Genomic DNA, 8,343 nt, shown 5'->3' with positions numbered 1-8,343 from the left:
CCCGGGTGAACCCGGGCCGGGTTCCGCCGCACCCAGTGAGACGCCCGAGCCAAGCGCCACGCCCACGCTCGGAGCGCCGCTGGTGAGCGTGAGCGTGGACACCAACTGCCGCTTCGGACCGGGAGAGGTGTACGACTACCTGGGCGCGCTGCTGGTCGGCGAGGAGGCGCCTGTTGTGGGCAAACTGGCCGACGAGTCTTTTTGGTACATCGAGAACCCCGATGCGCCGCCGCCCTACTGCTGGATCTGGGGCATGTACGCCTCGGTGACCGGCGATAAGAGCGGCATCCCGATCCTCACACCGCCGCCCACACCCACGCCCGAATTGGGTTCGATCAGCGGATACACTTTCATCGACGGCAATCACAACGGCGTGCGGGACGCTTCCGAAGTGGACGATTACGTGAACGGGGCGATCATCCATCTGAAACCCGGAGCCTGCCCGGGCGGGGCGGACATCGCCACGACGGAATCAGACCACCCACATGGCGAGTACCGCTTCGACGGCCTCACGCCCGGGGATTACTGCGTGGAGCGGGATTTCCTGCAGCAGACGCTCTATCCCGACCGGCACACGGTTACCGTGGGGCCGGGAGAAGACGTGATGAACGTGAACTTCCGCTACGAACCCTAGGCTTTCACGACAGGCGGTTCACGCTGGAGGTTGCCATGCGTAAATCTGGTTTTCGTCACCTCTTGACGTTATTGGCGTTGGCGTCGGCCGGGTTGGCCTGCGAACTGCCGGATAACGCCACCTCGCAGGCGGGACCTGCCGCAACGCAGACCATGCAGGCGCTGGCCACCGAAGTGGAGCTGACGATGCATCCGGATACCGCCGTACTGGGGGAGAGCGCATCGGAATCCGAATCCGAAAACGAGGCGCCGGAAGCGGCGGTCACGGCCAGCCCAACAGTGACTCTCACGCCTACGCTCGGAGCGCCGATGGTGAGCGTGAGCGTGGACACCAACTGCCGCTTCGGACCGGGAAACGTGTACGAATATGAGGGCGCCTTGCTGGTTGGGGAGCAGGCGCGCGTCACGGGGAAGCTGGCCGACGAATCCTACTGGTACATCGAGAATCCCGATCCCCCGCCGCCGCACTGCTGGATCTGGGGCATGTATGCCGCGCTGACCGGCGATCAAAGCGGAATACCCATCCTCACCCCGCCGCCGACACCCACCGAGACTCCCATCCCGGTCGATTTTTCCCTCTCCCTCGACACGGCCGGGAGCTGCATGACCTGGGGCGTGTTCCTGCGGGTGGAAAACACCGGATCGGTGGCTTTCAAATCCAGCCGGGTCAGCCTGACCGATTCGGACCTTGGCGAAACGACGACGACGGATGCGAACTGGTTTCCGGACATCAAAGCCTGCATCCTGGCCAGCCCGCCGGACACTCTCCCACCCGGAGCCGGCAGTTACCTGTCCGCCTTCGGATTCAGCGCCAACCCCACCGGAGACAACGTATCGGTCACCGTGCGGCTGTGCACAGAAGACGGATTGGGCGGGGATTGCGTGCAGAAGAGCGTGAGCGGAACGGTTCCCTCACCATAAATAAAAATTCCGAATGGGATGAAAGCGCGGTAGATTAAGGCGCGGATTCCGCCGGCTGTGTAGTTTCACTGCCCGGCACGGCCGTGGGTAAGTCCTCCGGCGTCTCGGGCATGCCGGCCAGCACCCAGCGCTCGAAGATATCCAGCCATTCCGGTTTGAGCGCACCGGTGGGCGGCATTTGTCCGCCGGCGTCGGTCTCCACGCCATTGATCATCAGGATGGCGTTGCTGTCGAGGTCGCCGGCGACGAAGTTGGGCGCGTAGTCGCCCGTGGTCAGCACCTCGTCGTAGGTGCGCATCCAATAGTTGCCGTTCTTCTTCCCCGGCCGGTGGCAGGAGAGACAGGCGCGGCGGATGACGGGCTCGACGTGCACCGTGAAGGTGGGGATCTCATCCGGCCCAAGCGGCGGCACGCCGGCGACGGCGGCTTCCTTGGGCAACTCGACGCGATCGTCCCAGGCGTAGCGGATGAAGGTCACGATGGCGTCGATCTGGGCCTTTTGCAGTTCGCCGCCGTAAGCCAGTCCGAAGGGCGGCATACCCAGGTCCTGCTGGCCGTAATTGATGATCTGATAAATGGTCTTATCGGTGCGGGTGTAGATGAAGTCGGGTGCATTCAAGGGCGGCACGACGACGCCCTCCAGCCCCTCGACGGTGGTGATCTCACCGCCCTGGCCTTCCGGGCCGTGGCATTCGACACATTGGACGCCGTAGAGCTCCTCCCCGGCGGCGTACTGCTGGCCGATCGATCCGGCCACGCTGAACTCCTCCTGCGCGGGGGTCGTTATCGCGGCCGCCACGGTCAGCGCCAGGACGCCGGCGACGATGAAGCCCATGATGAGAATTTCGAGTATGCGGCTGCGCCAGTGGCGGAAGCGGCTGCGGTCGTAGAAGGGCAGCAGCAGCAGCGCCAGAACGGCGACGAGCGGCACGACGGCCGTGCCCACCCACTCGATCTTGCCGGGAAAAAACTTCAGCAGTTCGAAGAGGAACAGGAAATACCATTCCGGGCGCGGGACGTAGGTCGAATCGCTCGGATCGGCCGGGGGTTCGGCTTTGACGCCGACGAACGTGGCCAGGCCGACGAGCAGCAGGAAGAGGCCGAAGGACACGATCATGTCCTTGTAGATGATGTCGGGGAAGAACTTCACGCCGTGCTGTTTGGCGGCGTCGTAGCGCGCTTTGTAATCTCGTTTTTCTTGCTCGTTCACGCAGGCGCTCCTATTCGTCTTTCTCCGGTAGATGGCTGATTCCCAGGCGGATCACGAGATAGAGGTGAATCCCGACGAGGCCGATCAAGGCCGCGGGCAGCATCCAGATGTGGGCGCTGAAGAAGCGCGCCAGCGTCAGGGTGCTCAGATCTTCGCCGCCGCGCAGCGCCTGGTTGATGAAATTTCCCACGAAGGGGACGGTTTCCGTGATGGAGGTGCCCACCGTCGTCGCCCAATACGAGCGCTGGTTCCAGGGCAGCAGGTAGCCCGTGAAACCCATGCCCAGGGTGACCAGAAGCAGCAGCACGCCCGTGACCCAGGTCAGCTCGCGCGGGTATTTGTAGGCGGCGTAGAAGAACGTGCGCAGCATGTGCAGCACGATGGTGATGATCATCAACGTGGCGCCCCAGTGGTGGATGCCGCGGATCAGCCAGCCGAAGGCGACCTCGTTCATGATGTAGTTGATGCTGTCGTAGGCCTGGTCGGGATGGGGCACGTAGTAGGCGGTGAGGAAGATGCCGGTGACGGCCTGCATGACCACGAGGAACAAGGTGGCGCTGCCCAGCGTGAAGGACCAGTTGACCTTGGGAACCTTGCGATCCAGGACCGTACCGTAGATCGTGCGCAGGCCCAGCCGGGCGTCCAGCCAGTTGAGAACTCGTGCGATCACGTCATCCCTCCTGCAGATGGATCGACAGCCGGCCGTCTTCTTCCATGCGGTATTCGTAGCGATCGAGCGGGCGCGGCGGCGGCCCGGATACGACGGCTCCGTCTTTGGCGAAACGGCCGTCGTGGCAGGGGCAGACGTATTCCTGGACGTCGTCCTTCCAGGACACACGGCAGCTCAGATGCGTGCACACGTTGGAAAACACGTCCAGCTCGCCGTTCGCCATGCGCATGACGTAGACGCCGTAGCTGTTGGCCGTGCGTTCCCAGCCGACCTGTTTGGTGCGCGTGAAGGAGAACAACGTGGGCTCTCCTTCCGGCAGATCTTCGACCAGTCCCAGGGGGACCCACTCGTCCGCGCTTTCGCGTTTCAGGGCGGGGGAGATGAGGTAACCGATGGCGGGCAGGCCGACGATGGCGGCGATGATGCCGCCCAATATGCTCACCACGCCCGTCACAAAACTACGGCGGCTGATGCCGTGTTCGTGACCCGCTTCACGCATAGATGTCCTCCAGGATGATGCTTGCCGTCGCCCGGCGTCAACCGTTGCCCAGGGTTACATTCCACATTGTACACTGCCTGAATTGGAGACAAAAGGGGGACTCGTGCGGCCGGATCGCGGCGGGCGGCGGAGGAAAGATTCTCCGCAAAACCCGGACGAGCATCCCTTTATGCGCCGCCGCCGATGCTTGTATAATAGGACACGGGTTGAAACAGGGAACGAGCATTCGCAGCGTATCCGGAGGCGGCATGACTTTGAATCGAAGGGTGAGCGTTCGGTCGGGATTGCGCTACAAGGGCAGACTCGGCATGGCGAATTGGCTCCTGCACCGTATCACCGGCCTGGGCATCCTGCTTTTCGTGGGCATCCACGTCGTGATGGGGTTCCTCGGCCAGCGCTACGCCGACAATACCGCCTTTGCCGTCAATGCGATCTACCAGTCCTGGGCCTTCCAATTGTTCGTCTACTTCTCGGTGCTGTTCCACGCCACCAACGGGGCCCGCCTGGCCGTGATGGATCTCTTTCCGGGTTTGATCCGCTTCGAGCGTGAATTGATCTGGCTGCAGTGGCTGATCTTCATTCCCACGTACGGCCTGCCCTCGTTCATCATGATCCAGAATACCCTGACGGGCGCCTGAGCCATACGCCTGCAAACATCGGAGGAGAGCAGCATGCGATCACCATCCGTCCGACCCAAAGGCCTCTTCGAATACGGAATGTGGCTCTTCACCCGGCTTTCCGGACTGGCTCTGCTTCTGTTCGGCGCCGTCAGCTTGGGCGCCGCCTTCGTGCTCGGCGGCCGGACGGAGCTGGACATGCCGGCCATGTTCCGCTGGATCTTCTTCCCCAACCCGAATCACGTGATCAACAGCAACATCCCCGACGTCGAACAGGGTTGGTCGAACACCTTCTGGCAAATCTACAGCATGGCGATGATCTTCCTGGCGGCCGGCCATGCGTTCAACGGACTGCGCATGGTGCTCGAGGATTACATCACCCGGCCGCTGCTGGTCAAGCTCGTCCGCACGGCGTTGGTCGTGCTCTGGCTGGGCGGACTGGTGGTCGCCGTGTTCGTCATCCTGGCTTCGTGAGCCGGCTGATTCCCGAACGGAGAGAGGCGTAGATGGAGCATCAATACGAAGTCGTGATCGTCGGCGCAGGCGGGGCGGGATTGAGGGCAGCCCTGGAGGCTTCCAAGGGAGCCAGGACCGCCGTGTTGAGCAAGCTCTATCCCATCCGTTCGCACACCGGCGCCGCACAGGGTGGTGTAGGCGCGGCGCTGGGCAGCGAAGAAGAGGACCGCCCGGCGTGGCACACCTTCGACACGGTCAAGGGCAGCGATTACCTGGGCGACCAGGACGCCATCGAATTCATGTGCAAGCAGGCGGTGCACACGGTCTACGATCTGGAGCACATGGGCCTGCCCTTCAACCGCACCCCGCAAGGAAAGATCGCCCAACGTCCCTTCGGCGGGCACACCAACAACGAAACCAAGAAACCCGTGCGACGCGCCTGCTACGCCGCCGACCGCACCGGGCACATGATCCTGCAGACGCTCTACCAGCAGTGTATTAAGGAGAAGGTCACCTTCTTCGACGAGTTCCAGGTGCTGGATCTGATCGTGCAGGACGGCCGGGCCTGCGGCGTCGTGGCGGTGGAACTGCTCACGGGCGAGCTGCACGTCTTCCACGCCAAGGCGGTCATCTTCGCCACGGGCGGCTGGGGGCGCGTGTGGGAGATCACCTCCAACGCGCATTCTTTCACCGCGGACGGCTGCGCCATCGCCATGCGTCACGGCATTCCCGCCGAGGACATGGAGTTCTTCCAGTTCCATCCCACCGGAATCTACCGCATGGGCATCCTCATCACCGAGGGCGTGCGGGGCGAGGGCGGCGTGCTGATCAACGACGAGGGCGAACGCTTCATGGAACGCTACGCGCCCACGGTCAAGGACCTGGCTTCGCGCGACGTGGTCAGCCGGGCGATGTATCTGGAAATGCGCGCCGGGCGCGGCATCGGCGGCAAGCGCTACCTGTACCTCGACGTGCGCCCTGAGACGGTGAACAAGTACGCCCAGCGCGACGGCCGTACGAACCCCGACGGTTCGCCCTACCAGCTCAGCGCCGACGACGTACTGGAAAAGCTGCCCGACATCATCGACTTCTGCCGCACCTACATGCACGTCGACCCATTGACGCAGCCCATGCCGGTGCAGCCCACGGCGCACTACGCCATGGGCGGCATCCCAACCGACATGCACGGGCACGTGTTGATCGACGAGAAGAACACGGTCATGCCTGGCCTGTACGCCGCCGGGGAGTGCGCCTGCGTTTCCGTGCACGGGGCCAACCGCCTGGGGACAAACTCGCTGCTGGACATCATCGTCTTCGGCAAGGAAAGCGGGAAGCAGGCGGCGGCATACGCCGCGGGGTCCGATTACGTCCCGCTGAGCAAGAACCCCGAGGCCGCCGTCCGGCGGCGGCTGGAGAAGCTGCATTCCGGCGAGGGGTTGGAGCACCCGGCCACCCTGCGGCGCGAGATGCAGGAAGTGATGTTCCAGGACGTGGGGGTCTTCCGCACGGAAGAAGGCATGCAGCAGGCGCTGGAGAAGGTGAGAGAATTGAAGCAGCGCTTCTCGCTGATTCGCGTCGAGGATTCGGGGAAGGTTTTCAACACGGACGCCATGGAGGCCTGGGAGCTGGGCTGCCTGCTCGACATCGCCGAAGCGACGGCGGCCTCGGCGTTGGCCCGCAAGGAAAGCCGCGGCGCGCACGCCCGCGAGGATTACCCCGAGCGGGATGACGATAATTGGATGAAGCACAGCCTCGCCTTCCTGGGGCCGGAAGGCATCTCGCTGCGCTACAAGCCGGTGAAGGTCACGCACTTCAAGCCCATGAAGCGCGTGTATTGAGTCGTCTGGGCAGATTGCTGGAGAGTGATCATGCAGGTTACGCTGCGCATCTTTCGTTACAACCCGGAAACCGACAAGAAGCCGCACTACGAGAAGTACACGCTCGAGGCGGAAGCCACCGACCGCATCCTGGATTTGCTCAACCAGGTGAAGTGGTACCAGGACGGCACGCTGGCCTACCGGCGTTCGTGCGCCCACGGGGTTTGCGGCTCGGACGCCATGCGCATCAACGGCGTCAACCGCCTGGCCTGCAAGGTGCTGGTGCAGGACGTGGGAAAGAAGATCACGGTCGAACCGCTGCTGGGCATGGCGGTGATCAAAGACCTGATCGTCGACATGGAGCCTTTTTTCGAGCAGTACCGCAGCGTGATGCCCTACTTCGTCAACGACGAACCGCCGCCTGAAGGCGAGCGCCTGCAGAGCCAGGAGCAGCGCGCCCGCTTCGACGAAACCACCAAATGCATTCTCTGCGCCGCCTGCACCACGGCCTGTCCCTCGTTCTGGGCCAGCGAAGAATACGTCGGCCCGGCGGCGATGGTACAGGCGCACCGCTTCATCTACGACAGCCGCGACCGCGCCGCGGCGGAGCGCCTGCAGATATTGAACGACCGCACGGGCATCTGGCGCTGCCACGACATCTTCAACTGCACCGATGCCTGCCCGAGAGACATCGAGATCACCAAAGCGCTCGGCGAACTCAAAATGGCCATCACGACCGGCAAGGTCGAGTAGCACGAATTTCGCAGGCCTTCCGATCCGGCCCTGAGTGGAAGACGATGAACCTGTACGAAATCTTCAACCGCGCACCCCGCATACTGGTCGCCGACGACGACTGGCTCAACCGCGACCTGCTGGAGGCGTTTTTAAAGGAAGCGGGATGCGAGGTGATCAAAGCGGCCGACGGGGATACGGCGCTGGATCTGGCGCTGGAGGACCCGCCGGACCTGGCCATCCTCGACGTGCAGATGCCGCGCATGGACGGCCTGGCCCTGTGCGCGGCCTTGAAGAGCGTCGAGGCGATGCGCTTCATCCCGGTGGTGATCGTCACCGCGCTCGACTCGGAAGACGAGAAAATGCGCGCCATCGAAGTCGGCGCCGACGAGTTCGTCAGCAAGCCCTACAGCTCGCTGGTGCTGCTGACGCGCGTGCGTTCGCTGCTGCGCATCAAGCAGCTACACGACGAGCTGGAAGCGCGCAACCGCCTGCTGCGGCAGGTGCTGGACCGCTTCCTGGCCGAGGACGTCACCGACATCATCCTCGATGATCCGGAACGTTATCTGCAGTTGGGCGGTGAAATCCGGCGTGTAACGGTGCTCTTCGCCGACATCCGCGGCTTCACGCGTTTCACCGAACTGCATCCCGCCGAACACGTGATCCACACGTTGAACCGCATCTTCCAGAATCTGAGCAAGATGGTCTTCAAGCACCGCGGCACCTTCGACAAATACCTGGGCGACGGCTTCATGGCCTTCTACGGCGCGCCGCTCGCTCGCGAGGAC

Annotated in this window: 10 protein-coding genes; 7 read left to right on the top strand and 3 right to left on the bottom strand. The window is 63.3% G+C overall.

Translation table 11 applies throughout. The features are described 5' to 3' along the window. Together P8Z34_16370 and P8Z34_16365 are read left to right on the top strand one after the other, a co-directional pair. On the top strand, window positions 1-634 hold a 634-nt coding region (locus P8Z34_16370; protein MEJ2552248.1), incomplete at its 5' end, for an SdrD B-like domain-containing protein. A 35-nt stretch (window positions 635-669) separates the two neighbouring features. Further along, a complete protein-coding gene (locus P8Z34_16365) occupies window positions 670-1,554 on the top strand; it encodes a hypothetical protein (GenBank protein MEJ2552247.1) in 885 nt (294 codons plus the stop codon). Window positions 1,555-1,588: 34 nt separating this feature from the next. Here P8Z34_16365 and P8Z34_16360 read toward each other — a convergent pair whose 3' ends face one another. Genes P8Z34_16360 through P8Z34_16350 form a run of 3 tightly spaced genes read right to left on the bottom strand, consistent with a single transcriptional unit; the run spans window position 1,589 to window position 3,933 of the window. After that, window positions 1,589-2,764, bottom strand: a complete 1,176-nt coding sequence (locus P8Z34_16360; GenBank protein ID MEJ2552246.1) for a c-type cytochrome — start codon at window positions 2,762-2,764, stop codon at window positions 1,589-1,591. Window positions 2,765-2,774: 10 nt separating this feature from the next. Beyond that, window positions 2,775-3,434, bottom strand: coding sequence for a cytochrome b N-terminal domain-containing protein (locus P8Z34_16355; GenBank protein MEJ2552245.1), 660 nt, complete (start codon window positions 3,432-3,434; stop codon window positions 2,775-2,777). 1 nt (window position 3,435) lies between these two features. After that, entirely contained in the window at window positions 3,436-3,933 is a 498-nt protein-coding gene (locus P8Z34_16350; protein MEJ2552244.1) for a ubiquinol-cytochrome c reductase iron-sulfur subunit, read from the bottom strand. Window positions 3,934-4,181: 248 nt separating this feature from the next. Here P8Z34_16350 and P8Z34_16345 point away from each other — a divergent pair, with 248 nt between their 5' ends. The 5 genes from P8Z34_16345 to P8Z34_16325 all read left to right on the top strand — a co-directional run. Beyond that, on the top strand, window positions 4,182-4,571 hold the full coding sequence (locus tag P8Z34_16345; protein ID MEJ2552243.1) for a hypothetical protein: 390 nt from the start codon (window positions 4,182-4,184) through the stop codon (window positions 4,569-4,571). A 33-nt stretch (window positions 4,572-4,604) separates the two neighbouring features. Then, the gene (locus P8Z34_16340) at window positions 4,605-5,024 is read left to right on the top strand and encodes a hypothetical protein (protein MEJ2552242.1); all 420 of its coding nucleotides are present in this window, start codon (window positions 4,605-4,607) and stop codon (window positions 5,022-5,024) included. A gap of 32 nt (window positions 5,025-5,056) precedes the next feature. Next, a complete protein-coding gene (locus tag P8Z34_16335) occupies window positions 5,057-6,844 on the top strand; it encodes an FAD-dependent oxidoreductase (GenBank protein ID MEJ2552241.1) in 1,788 nt (595 codons plus the stop codon). Between the two features lie 30 nt (window positions 6,845-6,874). Beyond that, window positions 6,875-7,576, top strand: coding sequence for a succinate dehydrogenase iron-sulfur subunit (locus P8Z34_16330; GenBank protein MEJ2552240.1), 702 nt, complete (start codon window positions 6,875-6,877; stop codon window positions 7,574-7,576). A gap of 44 nt (window positions 7,577-7,620) precedes the next feature. Continuing rightward, a partial coding sequence (locus tag P8Z34_16325; GenBank protein MEJ2552239.1) for a response regulator occupies window positions 7,621-8,343 on the top strand: 723 nt, incomplete at its 3' end.

The sequence above is a fragment of the Anaerolineales bacterium genome (assembly GCA_037382465.1).
Taxonomy (GTDB): domain Bacteria; phylum Chloroflexota; class Anaerolineae; order Anaerolineales; family E44-bin32; genus WVZH01.
Note: the sequence above shows the minus strand (reverse complement) of the source record. Positions and strands in the feature narration are given on the sequence as shown.